Origin of the sequence: Leptolyngbya sp. FACHB-261 (assembly GCF_014696065.1) — a bacterium.
Taxonomy (GTDB): domain Bacteria; phylum Cyanobacteriota; class Cyanobacteriia; order FACHB-261; family FACHB-261; genus FACHB-261.
Genome location: NZ_JACJPL010000031.1, coordinates 243,916 through 268,828 on the forward strand (window position 1 = coordinate 243,916; position 24,913 = coordinate 268,828).

Here is a 24,913-nt window from a genome sequence, read left to right on the forward strand (position 1 = left end):
AAAAATGACCTCGCTGCTGCCAGTCTCCGAGCCATCCATTCAACCCCAAAACCAATCTCAAAACCAGCCCCAAAACCAAATAGAGCCCCAGCAAGCAAGGCCGCAGGGGTATGACTACGACTTGGTGATTGTGGGTGGGGGCTTAGTTGGCGCAACCCTGGCCTGTGCGCTCAAAGGCTCGGGGCTCCGCATCGCTTTAGTCGAAGCTCAGATGCAATCAGCTGCCGCAGCTAGGGGGCAAGCCTATTCGATCTCCTTACTTTCAAGCCGCATTTTTCAGGGCCTAGGGCTTTGGCAGCAAATCCTACCCCAAATCACCACCTATCGTCATATCCGGTTGTCAGATGCCGACCATCCAGGTGTTGTGCATTTTCGCCCTGAAGACTTAGGGACCGACGCCCTGGGTTATGTAGCCGAGCATCGAGTGTTGCTCACTGCGCTTCAAGAGGGCTTACAGCAGTGCCCAACCGTGAGCTGGCTATGTCCGGCTGAGGTAATCAACACCTGCTATCAAGCGGATGGGGTTGAGCTGACCTTAAAGCTGGAGAACGAGCAATGCTGCCTGCGGACCCGCTTACTGGTGGCCGCAGATGGAGCCAGGTCACAGATCCGGACCGGTGCGGGCATTGGCACTCATGGCTGGAAATACTGGCAATCTTGCATTGTGACTACGGTAAAGCCAGAGAAGCCTCACCCAGAGACAGCCTATGAACGGTTCTGGCCGAGCGGCCCTTTTGCCATCCTGCCCTTGCCCGACAGTCGTTGCCAAATCGTCTGGACGGCACCCCATGCCGAAGCGAAGGCGATGGCGGCGCTGGATGATCAGCAGTTTTTGGCAGAACTGAGCCGCCGCTATGGCTCTCAAATGGGCCAGCTAACGTTGGCCGGGGGCCGAGTGCTGTTTCCTGTGCAACTGATGCACAGCAACCGATACACACAGCCTCGCTTGGCCCTGATTGGCGATGCCGCTCACTGCTGTCATCCGGTGGGAGGCCAGGGCGTGAATATGGGGATTCGGGACGCTGCCGCATTGGCCCAAGTGCTGCAAGCAGCCCATCAACAGGGCGAAGATATTGGCGATTGGCGCGTCCTCAAACGCTACGAGCGCTGGCGCAAACTAGAAAATCTAGCGATTCTAGGCTTCACCGACCTGCTCGATCGCTGTTTTTCCAATCAATGGCTGCCTCTGGTTGGGCTACGCCGAGTTGCGCTCTGGCTCTTGCGGACGGTTCGACCGTTGAAAGTCTACGCGCTGCAATTGATGACTGGCCTGCGCGGTAGACCTCCAGAACTAGCCGCTAACGCAGGCAGGGTTCAGCAGTGGCCGGTAGCTCAACGGTGAATTGGGTCCAGCCGTCTCGGCTCTCGACCTGGATTTTGCCCCTTAGGTGCTCAACCAAATTCTTGACCAAAGATAGCCCCAGACCGGTTCCGCCTTGTTTCCAACGGTCAGCTTCGGGCACTCGATAGAATTTTTCAAAGATCCGGGGTAGATCGGTTGCTGGGATCTCTGCTTCGTTCGCAACGCAAAAGGCAATGGCTAAACTCGAAGTTCGATCCGTGAGTTGAGGCTGAGTAACACAGCGCACGCTCAAGGCAATTTTGCCGCCGCTAATCGTGTATTTGCAGGCATTATTGAGCAGTTCTGATAGGATTCGCGTCACACCAGCTTGGTCGGACAGCAGAGGCGGCAACTCGGGGGATAGCTCAACTTGCAGGGTTTGCTGACGAGAATTCAGGCGGGATTGAAATGCTTGCAGAATTTCTGGTAGCCATTCATCTAAATGCAAAGTCTGCAAAGAGATCGGATAGGAATCTGCCTCCAACCGTTGCAAATCCAAGAGGTCATTAACCAGATCAACTTCCCGATTACATTCAGCTTGCAAAACGGCTAAATAGCGCGACCGTTGCTCCTGCGTCTCAGACAGCTGTAACATGCGAATTGCCATTCGGATATTGGTCAATGGCGTTCGCAGTTCGTGAGAAACCGTACTCAGGAAGTCATCTTTGAGCAGGCTCAGCTGCTGTAGTTCTTGAACTTGCTTCTGGCTTTGTTGATGGAGTTGCGCCAGCGTCTCCAACATCCGGTTGATTGCCCTAGCTAGGCTTGATAGCTCATCCTTACCCTTGACCAATACGCGTCGGTCGAGGTCGTCACTGCTGCGAATGCTTCTCACACTCGCGCTCAGCTGAGCCAAACGGGCGAGCACTAACTTCTCTAGGAGCAGTAGCGCGACACAACCAAATACTAGGCCGATGCCTAGCAGCGTCCAGAGCAAAGCCTTCTGGCTGATGCGGGCTTCCTGGTAGATTGCTCTAGGAGTGTCTACCCGCAACAATAGAGCAGGTCTGCCCTCGATATCCTCAAGCAAGGTATAGCCTGCGATTTGGTCTTCGCTGAGTGGCTGGACGTAGGTGGAGGTGGAGGTATTGGCTAGCGAGGTCAGCGCAGCCTGGTAGTCAGGCGGTAGCGGTGATTGATCGAGCCGATGCACAGTGAGAGACAGGCGGGTGGTGTGCTCTAGCGCTTGAAGTTTAGCTTCGTTTAAGTATTGCCCTAGGATGAGAGATCCCCGAATCGGTCCCTTGCCTTCACTAGTCAGAACAGGCCGCGAGGAAACCAGCAAAATATCCTTGGGTAGCAGAATAATGCCTGAACGGTTGCTGTTTGGATCCGCATGGCGCAGGGCTGGAGGGTTGCGCTTGAGATAGGCTGGTAAATTCTGAGGCAGGGAAGTTTGTTGTTCGCGTTGCAAGTCAAAAGCCTTGCCATAAACAAGTTGTCCTGAGGAGCGGACAAACAACATCAAGTTCAACTTAAGCTTTTCAAAGGCATTGTCGTACAAATTTGACTGGATATAGTCTTCTGTGGGCTCTGCAACAAAAGCATAGGAATCATCCCACATTGACCAGTTGATATTAGAGGTGTTTAGCTCATCTAAATTATGCGAAATAGCGCTTGAGGCTCGCTCAAGGTTCATGCGCATATTCTGCTCTTCTAATTGGTTGAAACCACTGAGCAAAATGTTGGCAGAAATGTTATACAGAACCAAGACCAGGCTAACGAGGGTAACCCCAATGATGAGCAGTGTCTTCTTGCGTAGTGTCATCGAAGCTACCTACTGATCCGCTAGTCTGATTTGGGCTACTGATACCCAAGGTTCTCACTCTTCACCTTACTTCACATAACACTCTCTGCCAAAACTTAGAACCTCAACCCTAAAGTGTAGTTTTCTGGCAGTTTCTGACTTGCAAGTCAGGCAGAGCGAACGTTCTCGCCTAGGCACAAGAGACTTAAGCAAAGGCAGGTTTGGCCTCGATCATAGGTTACGAGATGCTCTTGGTCCAGTGGACAAAGAGGAAGTTAAATCACGCTAAATTGCTGTTGACAAATTTTCAAGCGATCTGCTGTTTAAGTTTCGCACAGCAGATGCGGCTTAATTCAGTAGGCCCAAAACTGAGGGGCATTAAGTTTAACAGGGTTAATCTACTTGGGAATCCGTCAAGCCCAGCAAGATTACCACGAACACTGAGTTGAGACGTCAAAGGAGCAAGCGCAGCCCTCGGCAATACTACGTAAGCAGTATAGAAGTCAAGGTAGTTTTTACGGCAAAGCTTTTTTATCAGCTTGTTAAGCAACCGTAAATATACGGGGATATCACAAGGCTAATAAGCGTGATGACCGTATCCTCTCTGATGAGTAGCCAGAGGGCTACATGTTTACATCAGAAATAACACCGAGCCTTCATTGATAACCTTCAAGGTCCTTCAGAGCGCTGGAACACAGCACGATACCTCATGGAAAAATTTTCTGTTCTCTATTTTGTTGAACCCATGATGGGTCTAGGTTCCCACTATTGGGCTCAAGTGCTTGCAAAGGCGCTAGTTAAGCAATACGAGAATGTTGAACTCACGGTTCTAATTGACGATTTAGTGCCTTTTAGTGTGGTGCATGACAGAATTAACTGGATAAAATTACCAGTCTGTCGGAATCAAGTTACCGAGCATGGTTCATTGAACTTCAAGCTCATTGACGAAAGCGGTCATGAGGTCGATGAGCGTTGGAAACAAGCACGGATAGATTGTGTAAGTAACGCCTTCAATACAATCAAGCCCAATGTTGTTCTCTTACATAATCATCTATCTGGTTTAGAGTGGGATAAGTTAATTGAATTTGAATATAAAACACTCGTTGACCTGGCACATTTAGCACCGTGGGAACCACCCGTTTTGGCTTCCTCTATGGATTTTATTGATGGTTTTGAGAATCAATCTGACACTGAAGCTAAAGAATACCTTTGCAAAGTGAAAGAGGAGGTCGACTACATTCTGGTCTGCGGAGCCAGTCTCGACCTGTTCATGCAAAGTTGTCCGCTCGCTGCGCAATTTCAGGACAAGCTAATTTTGGCTGGTTACCCTGTAGACAGCACGCCTCTACTGCCACTGGCTGAGGTTCAGGAGCCTGAGGTCATTGTTGCAGCAGGTGGTAGTGAACTGGGTAATCAGCTGTTCCGAGCCGCGATTGAAGCCTTTGGTCTAGCCCAGCGCTCCCCAAATTGCCTTTTGGGCCAGCATCCCTGGCGACTCCTGGTCGGACCACACTTGAAGGCTGAGATGGCTGCTCTGCAAGCCATGGCCGAAGCGGTAACGACAGCGACAGGGACTCAGGGTAGGTTGATCGTGCAGCCAACTGTCAGCAGTGCTGAGTATGCCGCCCGCTTAATGCATCACTGTGTTGCCTCTGTCTCTCAGTGCGGACAAAGCACATTTGTTGATCTTGAACGAACTGGGGTACCGGCCCTAGTTGTTCCCTACGAAGCCAACGGCATGGTGCAGGAGCAGCTTTACCGCGCCCAATTTCTTCACAATTCTGGTCGTGGCGTTCTGCTTAGAGAACAGAATTTGTCTGCCAGCAGCCTCCTAGCAGGGCTGGAACAAGCCCTGGCGATCGGCCCGAAGCGAATTGGCGTGAATCTAACTGGAGCAGAATTTGTAGCAAAATTCATTCACGACTTAGCACTCAGCAATCAGCACAGAAGTAGCTCGAGGCACTCGAGGCAAATCGACACCCATCTTCGAGCCCGCCAGCCCAGTGGGGCTAGCCAACCTCACTTCACTGACACGCCTTATCTGTACCGCTAGCTATAGCGTTAGCTGACTCCTCGCGCTACAGCTTTATGACGCCTCGGTCAAAGACACTGCCATCGGTTCCAATTGCTTCAATCTCAATCCGATCGTCATAGACTTCAAGCCCAGCAAAGCTTAAGCGTTGTGCCGAGTGAGCAGTCCAGCCTGAGCGGCCCACGGGGCGGGTACCTGCACCTGCCCCACAAATCAGGTAAGTCGTGCCATTAATGACTTGGGTCCGCTCGTAGCTGTGGTCGTGGCCATTGATATAGAGCTGAACCCGGTGCTTCTCGAACAGTGGGGTTAAGTCGCGGATAAAAGCTCGATTGACCCCGTAATGGCCCGATGAATAAACCGGATGGTGGCCGAAGACAACTTTCCAGGGCGCAGTGCTACGGCTCAATTCTTGATCGAGCCAGGCCAGTTGCGTTCGCCAAGCGGCATTCCCATTCGTATCTAGCGCAAAAAACTGTACTGGAGCTTGAGTGAAGGTGTAGTAGCGCCCTTCCATGTTGAAGCCTGGATAGCGCAGTTGAGGTTCGCCATTCGCGGTACGGATGTCGTGGTTGCCCAAGCAAGCCCGGAACTTGACACCTTGATTTAGCAAGGTCTCATAGGGCTGCTCAAACACAGCACTGATTTTCTCAATTTCGCCGTTGTTGTAAATATTGTCTCCAGCTAGGACCACTAAAGGGAAGGGGTTCTGAGCGTGGTAGCCAGCCATTGCTTTGGCAACAGCGTACTGCCCCTCACCACCCGTGCCTGTATCGGCGACAGCGGCAAAACGCAACTGTGGTCCTGCTGGCGTAGTTGGCACAGGCGTGGGGATAGCAGCGCTGGCAGCAGGAGGGTTTGTCTGCGAAGAACCCGCTCTAGAACGCATGCAAGCGGTGGCGGCCCCGAGTCCAGCTAGACCAGTCCAGGTGAGCAACTGACGGCGCTTTAACGGCATAACAATAGTCAACATCTCCAGGGACTAAGATAACGCTCTCCTGTGAAGACAGGGCAGCAGTGATACAGTGATCCGGTATCAGAATGTACTGTTGCCATGACCGGCCAGCCGCCTGACCTCCCCCCTGAAAACGAAGCGCCGAACGACTCAGCTCCTGGGCCTGACGACAGTCCACCGAGCCCGCTAAGCCCACCGCAGGAGTCTGCTGCCTCACCGCCACCTGCGCTGCCACCGCAGGATGCTACAGCACTTTTGCGCAAGGCCATCGCTCAGTTCCAGCAATTTTGGCAAGTAGCCCAGCCCTGGCTGCGTCGGCAGGCTATTGTGTTGCTGCGCGCAGTGATCCGAGGGGCCGAGTATTTGTTGGTCAGGCTAGAGACTGAACCGGCAGCGTTACCTCCTTCTACTTCAGTAGCAGATACCTCAATTGCAGAAGTCGCAACAGCTGCTACACCCGGTGTCCCCCGTCCACAGGCGACAACTGGACCTTTATCCCCTGTTGACCTTGGTGGCCAATTGGCCCGGATCCAGCCTTTGTGGCAACAGGCTGTAGTTTGGCTAGAAAACGTCTTTGGACGGGTGCGCGATCTGCTGCCAGAACGCGTGCGCACTGCCCTAGAATCAGCGCTGGCCTGGGGTCTAGACAAGACACGGGCCATCTTGCCTGCCTCACTCAATGAGCGGCTGAGCGACCGGGGCTTGGTTGCTAGTGCTTCTGGGGCACTGCTAGTGTTGCTGTTCACGCTTTCATCGGCTCTGAGCCCAGCGCCACCGCCCAAGATTGCTGTGGTGCCGCCGCCTGTCCAGCAGCCCACTGAGAAGCAGCCCACTGAGACGACTCCGCCACTCATAACCCCACCAGAGGTACCATCCCCACCGGCAGCGCCCGTCCTGCCACCAGAACTGACGGCTCCGGAGCCAGAGACGCCGCCAGTTAGTGTCTCGCCACCCCCCAAGGCTGAGGAGCCTGAACCCGAGCGGTTGCCTCAGCTCACGCCTGAACAAAGTTTGATTGCCTCAATGCAGAGCCAGGTTTCCGAGGTCACCAACAGCTACGCGCCAGGTTTGATTCAGGCAATTCGGGCCAACTTCCAGAGCAATCGTCTCACTGTGCAGTTAGGCAGCGATTGGTACAACTTGGCGGCAGCAAAACAGGACCAGTTGATGGCCGATCTGCTTAAGCGAAGCCGCGACCTTGATTTCAGCCGCCTGCTGGTTGTGGACGCGCAAGATCAGTTGGTCGCCCGTAACCCTGTGGTTGGGGAAAACATGGTCATCTTCCAACGCTAAATTCTGGCTGAATTTTGTGGGACTGTTCTGCGTTCTTATCTGGGTTCTTATCTAGGCCTGTGAGACCCAGATAAGAACGCTCGGTCAACCCGCATAAACTTCCTGCGCCAAAAACTCCCGCACCTGAGCTAAGTAGGTTTGAGGATCTTCCAGCATAGGGAAGTGAGCAGTTTTGGGAATCACAACATATTTCACTTGCTCGCTCAGGGCCGCGGCCTTCTCGCCCATGTCCGCAGGAATGATAATGTCCTTCTCACCCGAAATTAGCAAGGTAGGAACTTGCACCTGGGCAAATTCTTGAGGCATAACCTCTGTCGCTTTTTTGCTGACGCTAGCGAAAATTGTATTCAGAGCGGCATGATAATCGGCTAGCAAAAAGTCTTCTAGAAAAGCTTTTTGGTCAGCAATGGCAATCGGACGGTGCAAAAACCGCGCCATGAACATGCGTTCAACGAAGGGGATTTTGGCCAGCCATTGAGGGCGAAACTTCACCACATATCCGCCAAACTTATAGAACTGCTCAAAGGCATTTTTGTCGTATTCAAAAATGCCACTGCAGGTCAAGATGGCCCGTTCAACACGCTCCGGATAGCGGTTCAAAAACAGAACAGCCATCGAAGCGCCCATTGAGTGAGCATTGAGATACACGCGCTCCAAATTCAGAGCATCTAGCATCTCAGCCAAATCGTCCGCATAGGCTTCTAGTTCATACAGGGTTGTAGGACCACTTTCTGTCAACGCTGCTACCTTGGAACGGCCAAAGCCACGCAGGTCATAAAGTAAACCATCAAACTCCGGTGAAAGCGCCCGTGCAGTGCTCTCCCAGTAGCGACCAGAGCCACCCCACCCATGGACGTAAACCATAACGGGGCGTCCAGTTGGACGATCGCCGTAGGCCGTGACCCACTCGTAGTAATGGGGAATTTGGCGGATTTCAAGGTATGGCATGGCAGATGTCTACACAGCCTGCTGGTAGAGCGGAGGGGTAACTTGACGTGTCGCTTTACGATCAAAGGTCAGGTGATTGTCTGTCACATCGACCAAAATGGTATCGCCTTCTTCAAACGCCTCTTCCAAGATCTTGACTGCAATTGGATTCTCAATTTCGCGTTGAATGGCTCGCTTGAGCGGACGGGCCCCATAGACAGGGTCATAACCGACTTCTGCAACGTAAGTTTGAGCGGCCTCCGAGAGTTCCAAATGCAATTTCTGGTCCGCCAACAGCTTTTCGATGCGACGAATTTGCAGACCGACGATCTTGCGAATCTCAGCCTTGCTGAGTGCGTGGAAGATGATCGTTTCATCCACCCGATTCAGAAACTCAGGACGGAAGTTGGTTCTCAGAGCTTCATTCACCCGCCGACGCATTTCCTCATATTGGGTGTCGTCCCCTGAGACATCGAGAATTACATCACTACCAATGTTGCTGGTCATGATGATTACAGTGTTTTTGAAGTCCACTGTGCGACCTTGAGAGTCAGTAATGCGCCCATCATCGAGAACCTGTAGCAGGATATTGAATACATCCGGATGGGCTTTCTCAACCTCATCAAACAAAATGACTGAGTAAGGACGGCGACGGATCGCTTCAGAAAGTTGCCCCCCTTCGTCATAACCCACGTAGCCAGGAGGCGCGCCGATCAACCGCGAAACTGAGTGCTTCTCCATGTACTCAGACATGTCGATCCGCACAATCGCTTCGTCGGTATCAAATAAGAATTGAGCCAGAGTCCGCGCCAGCTCGGTTTTGCCGACCCCTGTCGGTCCTAAGAAGATAAAGGAGCCGATCGGACGTCCCGGATCTTTCATGCCAGCCCGAGCCCGACGGATCGCCGCAGAGACAGAGGAAACAGCTTCTTCTTGCCCTACAACCCGTTCATGCAAATGGGATTCCAGTTGCAATAGTTTTTGCCGCTCAGATTCCAGCAAGCTCTTGACAGGAATTCCCGTCCAGCGGGCTACGATCTCAGCGATATCGGCCTCAGTGACCTGCTCCCGGAACAGGCCAGTAGCATTGCTATCCAGCTTGACTTCTAGGGCATCCAGTTGTTCTTGCAGTTCCCTAAGCCTGCCATAACGTAACTCGGCAATTTTGTTGAGGTTATATTCGCGCTCTGCTTGATCGATCAACACCTGAGTTTGGCTGATCTGCTCCCGCAAATCCTGCACCGTGTCAATCGTTTCCTTCTCGGTTTGCCAGCGAGAATTGAGCTCGGTTTGCTTCTCTTTGAGGTCCGCAATTTCGCGTTCAATTCGCTCCAAACGCTCATTGGAACTGCGTTGGCCTTGGCGATTGCGATAGATAACTTTGCCGTCTTTTTCGGTACGCTCCAAGCTTTCGTCTTCTCCCTGCACGGAGAGTTTCTCCATCTCCAGTTGCAGCAAGCGACGGTCGATCTCATCCAGCTCGACGGGCTTGGAGGTAATTTCCATCTTGAGCTTGGCAGCCGATTCATCCACCAAGTCAATAGCTTTGTCGGGCAAGAAGCGATCCGAGATATAGCGATCGGACAGGACTGCGGCTGCGACTAGCGCTGAGTCGGCAATTTTGACCCCGTGGTGAGTTTGGTAGCGCTCTTTCAAACCCCGCAAAATCGAAATCGTATCCTCAACTGTGGGCTGATCGACAAAGACCTGCTGGAAACGCCGTTCTAGTGCCGCGTCTTTCTCGATGTATTTGCGATACTCATCCAGGGTTGTAGCACCGATACAGCGCAACTCGCCTCGCGCCAGCATGGGTTTGAGCAGATTACCGGCATCCATGGCACCTTGGGTGGCACCGGCACCAACCACTGTGTGAAGCTCGTCAATGAACAGCACGATCTGCCCGTCGGAGCTGGTGACTTCTTTAAGCACCGCTTTGAGCCGGTCCTCAAATTCGCCCCGATATTTTGCCCCCGCAATCAAAGAACCCATATCTAGGGAAATTAGCTTGCGCCCCTTCAGCGACTCAGGGACATCCCCGTTCAGAATGCGCTGGGCCAAACCTTCAGCAATTGCGGTCTTACCCACCCCGGGTTCGCCAATCAGCACAGGATTATTCTTGGTGCGGCGGCTAAGCACCTGAACCACGCGGCGGATCTCATCGTCTCGACCGATCACCGGGTCCAATTTGCCAGCTTTTGCTTGCTCAGTCAGGTCACGACCAAAGCGCTCTAGGGCTTCGTACTTGGCTTCTGGGTTCTTGTCAGACACAGTTTGATTGCCCCGCACGTCTTTGATGATGCCTTCAAGGCGGCTACGGTCTAGGGCAACTGTCTTAAAGATGCGCCGGCCAATGCGGTCATCTTCAACAAAGGCCAGCAGCAAGTGCTCGATCGAGATGAATTCGTCTTCGAATTTCTGACGGGCTTCGTCTGCCCGGTCCAAGAGCAACTCCAGATTGCGGCCTAGGTAAAGTTGATCGGTGGTACCAACCTTGGGCTGCCGTTGCAGGAACCCCTCCAACGGTTGCAGCAGTCGCGCCGGTGGCACATTGGCACGTGCCAGAATGGTGCCAGCTAGCCCTTCTTGCTCCAGCACAGCCACCATCAGATGTTCCACCTCTAGCTGTTGGTGGGAGGAACGTCGCGCAACATCCTGAGATTTAACAATCGCATCCCAGGCTTTTTCAGTGAACTTGTTGGGATCGGTGGGCTGCATCGGCTATCATCCAGGGCGGAATTTTAGTCTAACAAGGGTAGATTCTCTAGAGAGGCCGGTAAACCCGGTAGTTGAGGCTAGGGAAGATATTGTCAATCTTTTCGACCTTCTCAAGCCAACCCGAATCGACTTTGCCGAGGTTCAGGTCTTCAAACAACTTATTGAAGCGCAATAGGTGAGAACGGGTCCGGCGCACCGCATAAGGGACCATGGTGCCAGTCCGCATAATAAAGGCCCAGTCCGAGGATTGAGCTAAAAGTAACTCGCGCGCCGCTTGGTTAAGCGCACGCCATTCTAGTTCATCTGCAGGCTCCTGGTTGGAAAGCTCGATCATGCGCTCAGTTGCTTTGTGCAGGTGCGGGTAGATCCAGGCGTTGGTTTCGTTGAGCCAATACTCATGAAAGCCTTTATAGCCCCAGCTGGACTGAGCGGGACGGGCTACCTGCTGCGAGGGGTTGTCGCGCAGATAGTCCGCCAAGTGAGTCATCTGGTAGGTGCCCTGGTCGTAGTGCGACTTGCGGATCAGATAGTCAATAAACCAGGGGCCTTCGTACCACCAGTGCCCAAAGAGTTCAGCATCGTAGGGCGAAACGACAATCGGCGGACGCTTCATGATGCCGTGAAGGTGCTCAACCTGCTGTTCTCGGTTGAACATGAAGTTAGCGGCATGATCAGCAGCCTTTTGCTTGGCCCAGTAGGGGTCGTAGAGGGCTTTATCAGAGAGCCCCAAACCGCGCCCAGTAATTTTGTGATATTTGATGCCAATGTTTTTGCGCTGGCCATTGGGCATGATGTACGGCTTAATGTACTCGTACTCTGCTTCCCAGCCCAAATCCTTGTAAAACTCTCGATAGGCCGGATCGCCTGGATATCCTACTTCTGAAGACCAGACCTGTTGGGAGGACTCATGGTCGCGGCCAAAAGCAGCCACGCCAGTCTCCGTAAAAATCGGTGCGTAAGTGCCAAAGCGAGGACGGGGGTTGGCATAGAGAATGCCATGCCCATCGCTTAGGAAGTAGCGCAAGCCTGCATCGGCCAGCATGCGCTCCAAGCCGTTGTAATAGGCGCATTCAGGCAGCCAAATGCCCTTCGGGGGGCGACCAAAGTTTTCTTCGTAGTGCTCGCAGGCTACTTGAATTTGAGCCCACACCGCCTGCGGGTACATTTTCATCAGCGGTAGATAACCGTGAGTTGCGCCGCAGGTAATGATCTCTAGATTGTTGGAGTCCAGAAACTGCTTAAATGCGCCCACTAAGTCTCGGTCGTAGCGCTCCCAGAGCTGACGAACAGTCCGGAATTCCTCAACGTAGTGGTTCGCCAAATATTTGATATGGCCGTTGTGCTCGTTGCGGACGGCTTCTTTCTCAGCTAGTTCCTCAAGCTGGGCTAGGTGCTTGTCGTAGCGCTCCTGAAGCAGGGGATCCCGCAACATACTGACCAGGGGCGGCGTCATACTCATCGTTATTTTGAAGTCGATGCCGTCCCGTTTGAGCCCTTCAAATACCTGTAGTAGAGGCACATAGGTTTCGGTGATCGCTTCGTAGAGCCACTCTTCCTCTAGGACATAATCACTCTCAGGGTGCCGTACAAAGGGCAAATGAGCGTGCAGGACAAACGCGAGATAGCCGATGCTCATGAACGGGTCCCTCAGAGTGGATTAAAGCAGGACAAGCGGGTTACGAACAATTTACAGCCAATGGACAACCCTTGACTTATCCCAGCTTGAGGGATAGCCAGCCAATTCTCGGCCAATCCGAGAGAATCAAAATAAGCGGACTGATCGGATTGATCCCAGAAAACATATCGATAGCCATCCCGGCGTCATCAAGGTTGTACTTCAACGACACAGACTCTCTCCTAGGAGCCGTTAGGATAAAGCAATGACCAAGCAAGATGCGTCCCCCCCTCCCTCCCCTAACGTGTGGGTTGACAACCTGAAAACTCTAGGTGTGAGCGTTCTGCTCGCCTTTGGGATTCGTGTGTTTGTCGCTGAGGCCCGCTATATTCCCTCAGAGTCTATGGTGCCAACGCTAGAGGTGAATGATCGGTTGCTGGTGGAGAAGATTAGCTACCGCTTGCACCCACCGCAACGGGGAGACATTGTCGTGTTTCAGCCCACCCAGGCGCTGCAGAACGAGGGCTACAAGGACGCCTTCATCAAGCGGGTGGTTGGCCTGCCAGGCGATGAGGTTGCCGTCCATGACGGTTCGGTCTTCGTGAACGGTAAGCCCTTAAGCGAACGCTATCTTGAAGGCAATCGCCCCAATTACGTTTGGGGGCCTGAGCGAATTCCTGAAGGGCAATATATGGTCCTGGGAGACAACCGCAACAACAGCTACGATAGCCACTTCTGGGGCTTTGTGCCCCGCGATCGCATTGTTGGTCGTGCCGCCTTCCGCTTCTGGCCGCCGCAACGCGTTGGTGAATTAAACCTCGCTGGGGGTAGTGCGATTGCTCAACCGACTCCATAGCTCCATGAGGGACTAGGGAACAGCAGAGAAGGGACAGCAAACATTGAAGGGGCATGCCTTGGCATGCCCCTTCAAAAATTTAGAATCATTTATTGGCAACTGCTCTCAAAACTCACCTCTGACGCTCAGCAACTGCGGCATCAAACTGAGATAGAGCCTCAAGCACAGGGCGAGTAATCCAATTCAAGCCGACTTTGATCTGGTGCTCCAGGGTCGGCATACGGCCCAGATAGACTACACGGCGAACCAGGTAGGCTAGCGGTCCATCCAGGTTTAAACCCAGACCCGAGAAGGCTGCAGCATCTTCACCCAAAGTCAAGAGTTCGCCTAGTTGGAGATAGCGGAAAGACAGCAAAGGTCGACCATTGAGCGAAGCCCAAACATTCCAGGCGCAGAACTCTGCCTGCTGAAAAGCTGCCTGGGCTGTGATCGGAACCAGTTGTCCATCGGCATCGTGGCTTTCTGCTAGATCACCCAGAGCAAATAGGTCTGCATGGTCGGGCACTTGCAGCGTGGATTCAGCCACGACCTGGCCTCGCTCGTTGTGCTTAAGCGGCAATGTCCGCACCAAGTCCGGGACCGTCGTGCCAGCAGCCCACAATACCAAATCAACAGGTAAGGTTTCAGATTCGTCGCGATATTCCAAGGTGATCGCATCACTGCTGACATTCAGCACCTTGGTTTCCAGGTTGAGCCAGATCTGCCGCCGTTCCAGCGCCTTTTGGGCTGCTTCTCGTGTGGTGGGGGCAAAACCAGCAACAATTTGATTGCCGTAGTCAACTAGCCGCACCCGACCTCGATCGCCTAGCCGGTCTGCTAGCTTACAGGCCAATTCCACGCCGCTAGGACCAGCGCCGATGATCACGATGCGGATCTTGTCCTGCTTGGCTTCTTCTAAAACACGCAGACGTTCCTCTAGCCGACGAGCATCAGCAACGCTGCGGAAAGCGTAGGTATGCTCAGCGACGCCTGGAATACTGCTGCTAGCGGGTTCACCCCCTAAAGCCAGAACTAGCCGGTCATAGGTCAACTCTGGTCCCTCAGTCAGTTCCACCCGGTGCTCGGCTAGATCAATGCCAGTAACAACGCCTTGCAGAAACCGCACGCCCGTATTGGCTAATAGTTCTTGAAAAGGAGGGGCAATTTCCCAGGTTTGAAGCTCCCCGGTCAGTAATTCGTAGAGTAGGGGCGTAAACACAAAGCAATCTGACTGATCGACCAGAACAATTTCCGGTTGCTGAGCTTTCCAGGGCAGACGGCTGAGATTCAGGGCGGTGTAGAGACCACCGAAGCCACCACCAAGGATGCAGATCTGCTGAGTCATAGTCAAAATGGGGAGGACCGGGCGCTGCCTCCAGGATAACGAACTTCGACTCTCGCCATCTTGGGCGGGGTTGGACTGGAGGCCAGCCTTTAGGAAAGGTCAGGGCGCAACTTGAGGAGCCTTACTCACGTCCGATCAATTGCTGGCTTTAGTACTGCTGCTATGAATAACCGCTCTTTTTCTCGCTTGATACACCATCTATCTTTCCGGCAGCGCTGGCTGTTGCCCTGCCTGTCGGCAATTGTGGCTTTGACAATTTGGGCAACGTCCTATGCTCAGCCAGCTAATGCCCAACGCGGCCTAGTAGACCTGATCTTTCGTGGCATTCAGGTGATCCAGCTGTCCAGCCTCTCCGACCGCCAAGAGGTTACCTTGGGCGGTCAGATTAATCAGCAGCTTCTCAGCAGTGAGTTTCGCCTGCTTAACGAGCCAAACATTACCAGATACGTTGACCGCATCGGCCAAAGACTAGTGCCCTACAGCGAGCGGCCCAATATCCCCTATCGCTTCCAGGTAGTCCGCAACAATCAAGTCAATGCCTTTGCTACGATGGGCGGCTATGTCTATGTCACCAGTGGCTTGCTAGCCAAGGCTGCCAATGAAGCAGAACTCGCCAGCGTTCTGGGACACGAGATGGGACACATCGTTGGCCGACACGCCGTCAATCAGATGAAGCAGCAGGCGATTGAGGCTGGTCTGGCAAGCGCGGCTGGACTTGACCGCAACACCGCCGTCCGCATTGGCGTGGAGCTTGCCCTCAACCGTCCGGGCAGCCGTCGAGATGAGTTTGAGGCTGACCGCTTAGGCCTATTCAGTCTGACGCGCGCTGGCTACGCAGCCAGTGCCATGCCTGCCTTCATGCAGAACTTGGTCAGTTCTCGCTCAGTGCCCAATTTCTTGAGCACGCACCCAGCCACCCCTGACCGCATCCGGACGCTCAACCAGCTGATTGCTCAAAATAATCTGGCAGGCTCGGCAGGTTTAGACAATGCAGCCTACCAGTCAGCGGTGCGCTCAAGGTTGACAAGTCAGCGCTAACAGCGGCACAATCAGAGATCGCCTGTTTATTTTGCTCGGATCAGGTCAGGCGCTAAGCTTGATGCTCTGCATCAGGCACCTGTACGGCGACCCCAAGGCAACTTCAACCCATGACTTACGCAATCATTCAAACGGGCGGCAAGCAATTGCGCGTCGAGCCCGGTCGCTTCTACGATGTAGAACTTCTGCCCGTAGAACAGGACGGGACACTTACGCTCGACCAGGTGCTCTTGGTCAAGCACGATGATGGACTGAGCATTGGTCAACCTCTGGTGAGCAATGCAACAGTTGAAGTCACCTCTCTGGGCAACCGACGCGGACGTAAGGTCATCGTCTACAAGATGAAGCCCAAGAAGAAGACCCGCAAAAAGCGCGGTCACCGTCAGAATTACACCCGAATTCTGGTCACCAGCATCTCGCTAGAGGGCCAGGTGGTGGGTGAAGCAAGCGGCAGCGCCCCAGTTCTTGCAGCTGCTACAACTAATGAAGAAGAGTAAACTGATGACGGTTTAAAAGGTTAACTCCTATGGCTCACAAGAAAGGGACTGGCAGCACCCGGAACGGGCGCGATTCTAACGCTAAGCGTCTCGGCGTCAAGCGCTACGGCGGACAAGTCGTGCGGGCGGGCAACATCCTAGTTCGTCAGCGTGGCACTAAGTTTCACCCAGGCAACAATGTTGGCCGGGGTAATGACGACACCTTGTTCGCAACGATTGACGGAGTTGTGACTTTTGAGCGTTTTGGCAAAACTCGCAAGAGAATCAGTGTCTACCCCGCTCCTGCTGCCGAAACGGCGCCTGCAGAAGCAGTACTCACTGAGGCTGCATAGACCAGGCGAGTAGCAATCGGCACTTCTAGCTGTAGTAGTTACTTCTACTAAACTCTAAGGAATCAAAGAAAGATTCCAGTAAAAGAGGTGGGTAATCCTTATGAGGATTTGCCCACCTTTTTTTCTTGTAAACTGTTCTTGTAAAGATTTTAATTAGTCAGTATAAGTCAGCCATTGTGCTGAATTAATTTCGGCCCTATGTATTCTTCAGGCGAAGAACGATAGGTTTATGGAATCTTCAATGCTCCTTCTGTCTCAAGATAGAGAGTTAAAGATCACTATTCTCCTTATGTTGGGTCTAGACAGCAACCGTTCCCTGCCCTTTTAACTAACTTCTTAAATCCTGTGCCAACTTACACTCCTCTCCCGACTTCCGCCTGCTTACGCATCCTCATTGCTGACGACGACGAGTTAGTTCGTCTCAGCTTGAAACTAGCTTTGCAGCATCAGTCAGGTCTAGTCGTAGTGGGCAGTGCTAGCAACGGTGCTCAGGCTGTTGATTTCAGCGACAAATATCAGCCTGATATTATCATCATGGATTACCAAATGCCCCAGCTGAACGGGCTGGAAGCAGCTGAGGCGATTCGGCAACGCCAACCAACGACTCGCATTATTCTGCACACCTCCCACGATGACTTGGAGGCAGTCTCTGAGCAAAATCCCAGCATTGACGCTTTCTGCCCTAAGGGAGCACCAGTGCCAGAACTGGTGTCATTGATCTGCCAAGTAGGCCAGGCACCAGCAAACGGTGATAATGACCTCACTCAGCAAGCTTGAGGGCCTCTGCCTGCCTCTTAACAGGCCAGGAATACGTCTCTCATAGCCCTCTGATAAATCCCTAAAAGAAAGCGCCTCAGCATCGGCTGAGGCGCTTTCCCATACGAGCCTGGATTTGAGTTTCAAACTCCAGTTTTAGCAGCCTACTTTGGAACCGTGGCTTTGACCCAGATTTAGACCTTGGTGCGGTCGGTCAAAATCTCATAGCCATCGGCTGTCACCAAAACGGTGTGCTCAAATTGAGCTGAGAGCTTATTGTCAACCGTAACCGCAGTCCAGCGATCACTTAGGATACGAGTGTGACGTGAGCCCTGATTGACGATCGGTTCAATCGCCAGCGTCATCCCCTCCCGCAGCTTAACGTTGGGGAGATCGTGGGTCCGGAAGTTGAAAACGGAGGGCTCTTCATGGAGGTTACGGCCAACCCCATGTCCCGTGAAGTCTTCGACAATGCTGAAGCCATTGCTCTCAACATGGTCCTGAATGGCACCCGCTAGGTCTAGCAGGTAAGCGCCTGCCTTGACTTGCTCAATTCCCTTGTAGAGCGATTCCTCAGCAACTTGAATCAGCTTGGCTGCTGCCTCAGAGACCTGTCCAATCGCCAAAGTAATGCAGGAGTCTCCGTGAAAGCCTTGGAAGAAGGCTCCGGTGTCAACCTTGAGCACGTCGCCATTCTTGATGACTTTCTTGGGATTGGGAATCCCGTGGACAACTTCATTGTTGATGCTGGCGCAGATCGAAGCGGGGAAACCGCTGTAGCCTTTAAAGCTGGGTACCGCGCCCATTTCGCGAATTCGCTTCTCGGCGTGAGCATCCAGATCGGCAGTGGTCATGCCAGGCTGCACCAGTTCTGAAATCTCCTTCAGCACGGTCGCCACAATCTTGGCTGACTGACGCATGATTTCGATTTCACGCCGAGACTTAATCTCAATGGTTCGACGCTGACGGGTGCGGGAAGGCGCGGGTTGGGCAACCAGATTGCTGAAGATATTCATGAAAATGCCGTAGTAACAAACTCTGGGCAAAACACCTGTTTAAGGTGGTCCCGTTTAGACTAGCCGGAACGTCAAGCGGGAGCCTGGGTCTGCAAAACCCGCCCTCCCTAAGTTAACCTAATTTACCCAGAGTTTTGCGGCTTAAACCGTTGTCTCTAAACTAATAGCGCTAACAGCGGGGTAAAATGTCAGATCATCCAGCACTAGGTTGCCGTCGTAGCAGGTGAAGGTGACTCTGTGAATACCAACTGCTCGCACGCTCAAAAACTGGTTGGGTGATAAACCCGAATCTGTCTTGCCCAGATTCGCTGCTGACAACGTCGCTTGGTCTAGCAGCTGGCCGGCGGCGTCGTAGGCGGACATGATCATGGGTTTTGAGGCGGTCACCCAGGCTCCGACGAACTCCACAGGCTTGGCGAAGATTGCCTCGATGGGACGACGGTTTTCCTGAGCACCCAACAAAACAGTGTTGCCCGAATGGGGTGGAAAAGCGGGGTTAGAAGGGCGCAACGCGATTGGCCCCGCAAAGGTGACTCCCTGAGATTGAAAGTGAATATCAACAGGTTTGAAGTCTGGCAACCCTTCAAAATCCAGCACCATAAAGGCCTCACAGGCCAATGGGCAAGCCAAAGGAGCAAGGGCATCTTCGTGATCCGCGTTCTGTTGAACAGCCGCGTTACTGCCACGCTCTGTAGGTATGGATTGGCTGGAGAGTTGTTCTAGCATCTTGGCTTTTCGACCGGCAGTTCGACCTGCCGGTTGGACAATCGTACAAGCAACCATAAGCCCCCGTTCCTTTGGTTTGGTTTGTCTGACTACGCTATTACTCGCAAGCAATAATGCTGAGACAATCTACCATCCCCATAGAAACACGGGCGACCGGGAAGGATTAAGAGTTTCCCCGTGAATTTACAAGCACTTTATCCATCCATAAAGCCCTAATAAATGGGCATTGCCAGATCAATCGGCTACTGTCTTGGTAGTTCATCCCTTGTCCTACAGATTAGAGAATCCTGTCATTCATCACGTTGACAGGGATATCCGCTCCGGAAGATTTGAGAAGTTATACCTAAAGACAGAGTACGATTCCCTGAAGTCTTGGATGGCTAGAGCTTGCGGTAAATACGACCCACTCTAAGTGTACTTAAGAAGGACGTAGAGCTGTGTTTAGTATAACTCAGTACAACCACTGGAACAGCATTGCCGGAAGCTTAAGCTATTTAGCTTAGACCTGGTGTAATCAAACGTATGCCCAGACTGGGTTGCAGCTGGGTCTACAACAGAGAATTCAATTTCAACTCTTGTATATATCGCTACTCGGCGGTGGCAATGGCTGTCTTGAGGGTGCGACAGAAATCCCCTAGTGCAGGCAGGCCTTGATGGGGATCAGCGAGGCGTTTCACACAAGCACTGCCAACAATCGCCGCATCTGCGCCCCACTCCACGACTTGGCGGGCATGTTCAGGCTGAGAGATGCCGAAGCCTACCCCGATTGGCTTGTCACTGACTTGGCGTAGGCTCATCAAAAGCTCCTGAACCTGCTGGCCTACCTGGGCTCGTACCCCCGTTACACCCGTGGTACTGACCAGATAGATGAAGCCCTGCGAAGCCTGAGCAACTGCTTGAATGCGCTCGGGGGGACTGGTCGGTGCGACTAACAGAATGACTTCTACGCCAACGTCGGCAGCTGTATCTAGCAATCCTTGCGCTTCCTCCAGAGGCAGGTCGGGCACCACTAAACCCCGGGCGCCGCTGGCATAGATCTTTTCTAGAAAAGACCGAATGCCCCAATTGAGAATGGCGTTGTAGTAGGTGAATAGGATCAGCGGCGCCCGCAAGCTAGGACTCACCTGCTGAGCCACCTCCAGAACCTGAGCCAGGCGAGTACCACGGGCTAGGGCACGGGTTGCAGCAGCTTGAATGACGGGTCCATCAGCCAGAGGATCAGAGTAGGGAACGCCCAGTTCAATGAAGTCGGCACCGCTACGATCGAGGAGGCGCAGTGCCTCGGCTGTGGTCGCCAAGTCTGGATCGCCAGCTGTAATGAAGGGAATCAGAGCTCGTTCGCCCCGTTCGCGTAGTTGTTCAAAGCGGGCAGACACAGAAAGCATGGAAACCACAGAAGACGTTGCAATACTCCTGGAGCATAGCGGCTTAGGGGGCACCGGCTCAACGTTAGCCGGGAGAGTGTAGCTCTGGTGGGCTTGCCGAGTCACTCTGCTTTTGGCGCTCCGCTTCGACTTCTGTCTGCAACTGCGCCAGTTCTTCGGGGCTCATCTCCGCCAGCCGCTTGGCCAACACAGCCTCTTCGTAATCTTTGAGCTGCTGGTTGTAGGTCATTTTGTGGCTAACTGCCCGGAGTAGATAAGTGCTCAGGTAAGCCACCAAGCCCACCACCAGCAGGACCTGGCTCCAAATGCCTGCATCTTGAGAATCTAATCCAAATTGGCGAAAGGCGAGATAGATACCGCCCCCCGCCAGAAATGCCACCAGGCCAATAGTTAAAACATCAATACGTCGCATTAGGCTTGGACGGACCTTAACGAAACCTCAAACCTGACGGGGCTTGGGGCGGAAGTTGAGAAAGGGGCTGAGCAAGAGCAACCCTGGGAAAAACAAGAAGATCAAGAAGTACATAAATACGCGTTCAATCGAACCGGCGGCGTACCAGCGGTCGCGTGCGTAAATAAAGACTAGCAATGGTAATACGACCAGAAAGGCCCCACCCACGCCCAGATAGAGGAATGGCACCAACGGCAGATCAGCAGCAAAAGACATGATGGTTCAGAGGCCAAAGAACGCTGGATAACTGACCTCATCTTACCTCCGAACTTTGTACCCCCCAGCCTTTGTCCGTTCACGACAGAGCTACTGAATCAGGAAAGCGTCCAGTACACTATGTCTGGCTTAGCTGAGTCTGGCTAACAGCCCTGTCTGGGCAAACAGCACTATCTATGTTTACCTGCCCCCAGTGCTTACAAACCTTTCTGTTTGAGACCACGCCCTGCATGGGCTGTGCCGCCTTGACACTCAAGCAGCAGAAAAGCCAGAAGGCCAAAGAGCGCCGCGCTCGCTATGACCCTGAGGGGCGAGTGATGGACGCAGAATTTTGGCAGTTGCAGCGGCAGTATAATCGCTGCCCTTGTTGTGGCAAAAGTTGGCATCAAGCAGGGTTAGTCGCTCGGGATCACATCATTCCAGTCAGCCGAGGGGGACCGAATCAAGCCCTTAATCTCCAGCCACTGTGTCAGGCTTGCAACCTATGGAAGCTGGATGCAGTAATCCACTTTGATCCGGCCTTTCCCGGACGCCCTGCGGCCTTGCCTGCTCGCTTGCATGAAATCGCAGAGCGCTTAGGGCTTTTGGCGGAGCCCGAATTAGAAGCCGAACAACTCAGTTTTGGGCCGATTGGTTCCCCCCCTGTTTGGAATTACCCTGCGGCGACGCCGCAGCAACTAGAACAACAGACGCTAATTCTGACCCGGCAGGCCAGAGACCTGCCTCTGTAATCGACAATCAACCATCGAATCGCCTGGGACCAATAGCCATGCTTGCCAACCCTGCTCAACTCGGAACAGATTTACCAGCATGGGATGCGGCTTGGGAGCCTTTTCTGCTCTGGTTGGGGGCGGTGCTCAGTCTCGACCTCTACGCTTACAAGCCCCACCAAATCCGACGCAGGCTGTTGTTATATGCAGAGGCTGCTGGCTATGACAACCCACTGCTCTATCAGGCTTACCTGGAGCAGAATCCTGAGGCTCTCAAGCGTTTAACCGGACGCTTGACAATCTCAACGACGGCTTTTTTTCGAGACCGTGAACTATGGCAAGAATTTAAGCAGGATTGGCTAGAGCGCTTGTTGCATCGGTCTGCTAAGCCAATCCGAATCTGGAGTGCGGCTTGCGCTACTGGGCAGGAGGTTTACTCTCTAGCGGTCTTATTAGCGGAACGTAGGGCCCTGGATCGAGTCCAGTTGATTGGCAGCGATTGGAGCGAGAGAGCTTTGCAGCAAGCCCGTTCAGGGATTTATCGGCCTGAGGAACTAGAGGGTCATTGGGATCGCCTACGCCCCTATCTGCAAGCCGTGGGTAACCATTGGCAATTCCAGCCAGAATTACGCGATTGCATTGAATGGCGTCGCCAGGATTTGTTCAGCAGTTCCTTTCCTAAAAGCTGTGATTGGATTCTGTGCCGTAATTTGCTGATTTATCTGCATGAGGGGGCACAAAGACGGTTGGTACAACGCTTGCTCTCTGGGCTCAAGCCCGATGGTCGGCTCTGGCTAGGCAAGTCAGAGCGGTTGAGTGGCTGGAAAGCTTTGGGCCTGAATGGTCTGGCGCGTCATCTCTACAGTCCAAGTCTGCTAAGCTCCAGTCAACTTGGTGTCTAAGCAGGGGCGCTTTGAGAGTGCAGAACGCAGAAATCAAAATTGGCATCATCGGCGGCAGTGGTCTGTATCAGATGGAGGCGCTTCAGGATCTGGAAGAACTGGACGTGCTGACTCCCTTTGGAGCCCCTTCGGATCGGCTAATTGTCGGCAGTTTGGAGGGCACGCGGGTTGCATTTCTGGCCCGACATGGGCGTGGTCATACGCTTCTGCCCACCGAACTTCCCTTCCGCGCCAATATCTACGCCATGAAGTCTCTAGGCGTGGAATACCTGATCTCGGCCTCAGCGGTGGGCTCGCTCAAAGAAGAAGCGCGGCCGCTGGATATGGTGATTCCTGACCAGTTTATTGACCGCACTCGTCATCGCGTGGATACCTTCTTCGGTGAGGGGTTAGTGGCTCATATTGGTTTTGCCGATCCGGTTTGCGCAAAATTGGCCAGTGTTTTGGCAGACTCGGCTGAAGGTTTGGGCGATGTGCAAGTGCACCGCGGCGGCACCTACATCTGCATGGAAGGGCCTGCTTTTTCAACCAAGGCAGAGTCGAATTTGTATCGCAGTTGGGGGGCAACGGTGATTGGCATGACCAATCTTCAAGAGGCAAAATTGGCCCGCGAAGCTGAGATTGCTTATGCAACTCTGGCACTAGTGACGGATTACGATTGTTGGCACCCAGATCACGATAGCGTCACGGTTGAGATGGTGATTGGCAATCTGCAACGCAATGCCGTGAACGCTCAAAAAGTAATTCAAGAAACGGTGCGTCGTTTGGGTGAAAATCCACCAGAATCGGAAGCTCATCACGCACTCAAATATGCGCTCTTGACCCCTTTAGATAAAGTGCCAGAAGCGACGAAGGAGCGATTGAGTTTGCTATTAAAGAAGTACCTTTAATCGGTATCTGCAGAGGGGAATCGTCATGGTACAGTATGACCCGCTAGCATACCTGCCATCCGCAGAGGAACTGCCTGACTCTGACGACACCCCTGTGGATAACGAGTTTCAAAACCTGATTCCTAATCTGCTTTTAGCCAGTTTGGCCTTGGCTTGGCCGAAGCGGATGGACTGGTTTTTTGGCGTAGATATGGGAATCTACTACACGCCTTCTCCGCGACCAATACCGATTGTGCCTGATGGCTTTTTGAGTTTGGGTGTGCCGAGGCGCACGCGGGAGCCGGGAAGGTTGAGCTATGTGCTTTGGGAGGAGAATTGGGTAGTTCCCAAGCTTGTTCTAGAATCTGTTTCCCAAACTTATGGCGGCGAGTATGACGAGAAGCTGGCAAAGTACGCCCAGTTAGGGGCGTTGTATTACGTCATTTACAATCCTGATTTTTGGCGCAGGGATAAGCATGAGCCGTTCGAGGTCTATCAGCTAACGGATGGTCAATATGTTCGCTTACCCGGTGAGCCAGTATGGTTGCCTGAAATTGAACTGGGTATTGGCCGAGGTCAGGGCGAGTATGGGGGCTGGATGCGAGAGTGGCTATATTGGTACGACCGATCTGGGAGAAGGTTGACGACACCAGAGGAACTGGCAGCGCAGGAACGTCAACGCGCTGAGCAAGAGCGTCAACGGGCAGAACAAGCTTCACAGCAGCTTGAGTCTCTGCTTGAGAATTTACGAGCCCAAGGAATTGACCCCAGTAAATTTCTCACTGACGTAGACTCAGGAGCAGCGGATGGCCCCAAAGTTTGAGCAGCAGGCTGAGCCTTTTAGAGGTGGCATTAGAATTGCTGCGACTTCGGTGATGTGGGCTTTGGGTACAGGAATGCTGGCGATCTGCATTCCACTGGTGAAGGTTACGCAAAGTGGTCCGTTGCTGCCGGTGGCTGTGGTTACGGCGATCACGATCAGCACAGTTGCGGTTTGGTTTAGCCCTGGTGGTCGGTCTAGAAATAGTTCTGCTCTAGCGGAAAGTGTAGAGGTGTTAGAGCAACGGCTGAATAGCTTGGAAGGTGTCAGTAGCGCTGATGAATTGACAGAAAACCAAGTTCAGCAACTTGAACCAGGTAGCGTTGAGGAGCCCGAAAAGGGTTAGTTATTAAGTCAGTCTCGCTTTTAATTTAGTTAGCTTTGTATGG

General features: G+C 53.1%; 24 protein-coding genes. 13 read left to right on the plus strand and 11 right to left on the minus strand.

Features of this window, described 5'->3' with window-relative positions; all coding sequences use genetic code 11:
- The first annotated feature begins 4 nt into the window (after nucleotides 1-4).
- Entirely contained in the window at nucleotides 5-1,342 is a 1,338-nt protein-coding gene (locus H6F94_RS26300) for an FAD-dependent hydroxylase (RefSeq protein WP_190805237.1), read from the plus strand.
- Here the strand turns inward: H6F94_RS26300 and H6F94_RS26305 are convergent.
- On the minus strand, nucleotides 1,299-3,110 hold the full coding sequence (locus H6F94_RS26305) for a sensor histidine kinase (protein WP_190805238.1): 1,812 nt from the start codon (nucleotides 3,108-3,110) through the stop codon (nucleotides 1,299-1,301). The genes H6F94_RS26300 and H6F94_RS26305 overlap by 44 nt on opposite strands.
- 688 nt (nucleotides 3,111-3,798) lie before the next feature.
- Between H6F94_RS26305 and H6F94_RS26310 the strand changes: the two genes are divergently transcribed.
- Entirely contained in the window at nucleotides 3,799-5,142 is a 1,344-nt protein-coding gene (locus H6F94_RS26310) for a glycosyltransferase (RefSeq protein WP_190805239.1), read from the plus strand.
- A 25-nt stretch (nucleotides 5,143-5,167) separates the two neighbouring features.
- Here H6F94_RS26310 and H6F94_RS26315 read toward each other — a convergent pair whose 3' ends face one another.
- The gene (locus H6F94_RS26315; RefSeq protein WP_242041427.1) at nucleotides 5,168-6,094 is read right to left on the minus strand and encodes a metallophosphoesterase family protein; all 927 of its coding nucleotides are present in this window, start codon (nucleotides 6,092-6,094) and stop codon (nucleotides 5,168-5,170) included.
- Nucleotides 6,095-6,175: 81 nt separating this feature from the next.
- On the opposite strand from H6F94_RS26315, the gene H6F94_RS26320 reads away from it, so the two are divergent.
- Complete coding sequence (locus H6F94_RS26320; RefSeq protein ID WP_190805240.1) at nucleotides 6,176-7,369, plus strand: hypothetical protein; 1,194 nt, start codon at nucleotides 6,176-6,178, stop codon at nucleotides 7,367-7,369.
- Nucleotides 7,370-7,453: 84 nt separating this feature from the next.
- On the opposite strand, the gene H6F94_RS26325 is transcribed toward H6F94_RS26320, so the two are convergent.
- Genes H6F94_RS26325 through H6F94_RS26335 form a run of 3 tightly spaced genes read right to left on the minus strand, consistent with a single transcriptional unit; the run spans nucleotide 7,454 to nucleotide 12,647 of the window.
- Nucleotides 7,454-8,317, minus strand: a complete 864-nt coding sequence (locus tag H6F94_RS26325) for an alpha/beta fold hydrolase (protein WP_190805241.1) — start codon at nucleotides 8,315-8,317, stop codon at nucleotides 7,454-7,456.
- Nucleotides 8,318-8,326: 9 nt separating this feature from the next.
- A complete protein-coding gene (clpB, locus tag H6F94_RS26330) occupies nucleotides 8,327-11,011 on the minus strand; it encodes an ATP-dependent chaperone ClpB (protein ID WP_190805242.1) in 2,685 nt (894 codons plus the stop codon).
- A gap of 46 nt (nucleotides 11,012-11,057) precedes the next feature.
- A complete protein-coding gene (locus H6F94_RS26335) occupies nucleotides 11,058-12,647 on the minus strand; it encodes a glycoside hydrolase family 57 protein (RefSeq protein WP_190805243.1) in 1,590 nt (529 codons plus the stop codon).
- A gap of 244 nt (nucleotides 12,648-12,891) precedes the next feature.
- Here H6F94_RS26335 and lepB point away from each other — a divergent pair, with 244 nt between their 5' ends.
- Nucleotides 12,892-13,482, plus strand: a complete 591-nt coding sequence (lepB, locus tag H6F94_RS26340) for a signal peptidase I (protein WP_190805244.1) — start codon at nucleotides 12,892-12,894, stop codon at nucleotides 13,480-13,482.
- A gap of 112 nt (nucleotides 13,483-13,594) precedes the next feature.
- Here lepB and H6F94_RS26345 read toward each other — a convergent pair whose 3' ends face one another.
- Nucleotides 13,595-14,806, minus strand: coding sequence for an NAD(P)/FAD-dependent oxidoreductase (locus tag H6F94_RS26345; protein WP_190805245.1), 1,212 nt, complete (start codon nucleotides 14,804-14,806; stop codon nucleotides 13,595-13,597).
- A gap of 162 nt (nucleotides 14,807-14,968) precedes the next feature.
- On the opposite strand from H6F94_RS26345, the gene H6F94_RS26350 reads away from it, so the two are divergent.
- From H6F94_RS26350 to H6F94_RS26365, 4 genes are all read left to right on the plus strand, one after another.
- Entirely contained in the window at nucleotides 14,969-15,844 is an 876-nt protein-coding gene (locus H6F94_RS26350) for a M48 family metallopeptidase (protein WP_190805246.1), read from the plus strand.
- A gap of 110 nt (nucleotides 15,845-15,954) precedes the next feature.
- Nucleotides 15,955-16,341: a 50S ribosomal protein L21 gene (gene rplU, locus H6F94_RS26355; protein WP_190805247.1), complete on the plus strand. Its 387-nt coding sequence runs from the start codon at nucleotides 15,955-15,957 to the stop codon at nucleotides 16,339-16,341.
- A gap of 29 nt (nucleotides 16,342-16,370) precedes the next feature.
- On the plus strand, nucleotides 16,371-16,673 hold the full coding sequence (gene rpmA, locus H6F94_RS26360; RefSeq protein WP_190805248.1) for a 50S ribosomal protein L27: 303 nt from the start codon (nucleotides 16,371-16,373) through the stop codon (nucleotides 16,671-16,673).
- A 345-nt stretch (nucleotides 16,674-17,018) separates the two neighbouring features.
- A complete protein-coding gene (locus tag H6F94_RS26365; RefSeq protein WP_190805249.1) occupies nucleotides 17,019-17,450 on the plus strand; it encodes a response regulator in 432 nt (143 codons plus the stop codon).
- Nucleotides 17,451-17,623: 173 nt separating this feature from the next.
- Here the strand turns inward: H6F94_RS26365 and map are convergent, their stop codons facing one another.
- The 5 genes from map to ndhL all read right to left on the minus strand — a co-directional run bounded on the left by map (nucleotide 17,624) and on the right by ndhL (nucleotide 21,223).
- Nucleotides 17,624-18,445 carry a type I methionyl aminopeptidase gene (gene map / locus H6F94_RS26370; RefSeq protein WP_190805250.1) on the minus strand — a complete coding sequence of 274 codons (822 nt, stop codon included), beginning with the start codon at nucleotides 18,443-18,445 and terminating at the stop codon, nucleotides 17,624-17,626.
- A gap of 141 nt (nucleotides 18,446-18,586) precedes the next feature.
- Entirely contained in the window at nucleotides 18,587-19,228 is a 642-nt protein-coding gene (locus tag H6F94_RS26375; protein WP_190805251.1) for a hypothetical protein, read from the minus strand.
- Nucleotides 19,229-19,758: 530 nt separating this feature from the next.
- Nucleotides 19,759-20,556 (minus strand): tryptophan synthase subunit alpha, encoded by a 798-nt coding sequence (gene trpA, locus H6F94_RS26380; RefSeq protein ID WP_190805252.1) that lies wholly within the window; start codon nucleotides 20,554-20,556, stop codon nucleotides 19,759-19,761.
- 64 nt (nucleotides 20,557-20,620) lie between these two features.
- Entirely contained in the window at nucleotides 20,621-20,968 is a 348-nt protein-coding gene (locus tag H6F94_RS26385) for a DUF3007 family protein (RefSeq protein ID WP_190805253.1), read from the minus strand.
- A 27-nt stretch (nucleotides 20,969-20,995) separates the two neighbouring features.
- Nucleotides 20,996-21,223 carry an NAD(P)H-quinone oxidoreductase subunit L gene (gene ndhL, locus H6F94_RS26390; RefSeq protein WP_190805254.1) on the minus strand — a complete coding sequence of 76 codons (228 nt, stop codon included), beginning with the start codon at nucleotides 21,221-21,223 and terminating at the stop codon, nucleotides 20,996-20,998.
- A 176-nt stretch (nucleotides 21,224-21,399) separates the two neighbouring features.
- Between ndhL and H6F94_RS26395 the strand changes: the two genes are divergently transcribed.
- The 5 genes from H6F94_RS26395 to H6F94_RS26415 are packed head-to-tail and all read left to right on the plus strand — an operon-like array spanning nucleotide 21,400 to nucleotide 24,870.
- Nucleotides 21,400-21,954, plus strand: coding sequence for an HNH endonuclease (locus H6F94_RS26395; protein WP_199320671.1), 555 nt, complete (start codon nucleotides 21,400-21,402; stop codon nucleotides 21,952-21,954).
- A gap of 38 nt (nucleotides 21,955-21,992) precedes the next feature.
- On the plus strand, nucleotides 21,993-22,835 hold the full coding sequence (locus H6F94_RS26400) for a CheR family methyltransferase (RefSeq protein WP_190805255.1): 843 nt from the start codon (nucleotides 21,993-21,995) through the stop codon (nucleotides 22,833-22,835).
- Nucleotides 22,836-22,852: 17 nt separating this feature from the next.
- Nucleotides 22,853-23,725 carry an S-methyl-5'-thioadenosine phosphorylase gene (locus tag H6F94_RS26405; RefSeq protein ID WP_313949379.1) on the plus strand — a complete coding sequence of 291 codons (873 nt, stop codon included), beginning with the start codon at nucleotides 22,853-22,855 and terminating at the stop codon, nucleotides 23,723-23,725.
- A 25-nt stretch (nucleotides 23,726-23,750) separates the two neighbouring features.
- Nucleotides 23,751-24,527 (plus strand): Uma2 family endonuclease, encoded by a 777-nt coding sequence (locus H6F94_RS26410; protein WP_190805256.1) that lies wholly within the window; start codon nucleotides 23,751-23,753, stop codon nucleotides 24,525-24,527.
- Nucleotides 24,511-24,870, plus strand: coding sequence for an MHYT domain-containing protein (locus H6F94_RS26415; protein WP_190805257.1), 360 nt, complete (start codon nucleotides 24,511-24,513; stop codon nucleotides 24,868-24,870). Before H6F94_RS26410 ends, H6F94_RS26415 begins: the two co-directional genes overlap by 17 nt.
- Nucleotides 24,871-24,913: the final 43 nt, after the last annotated feature.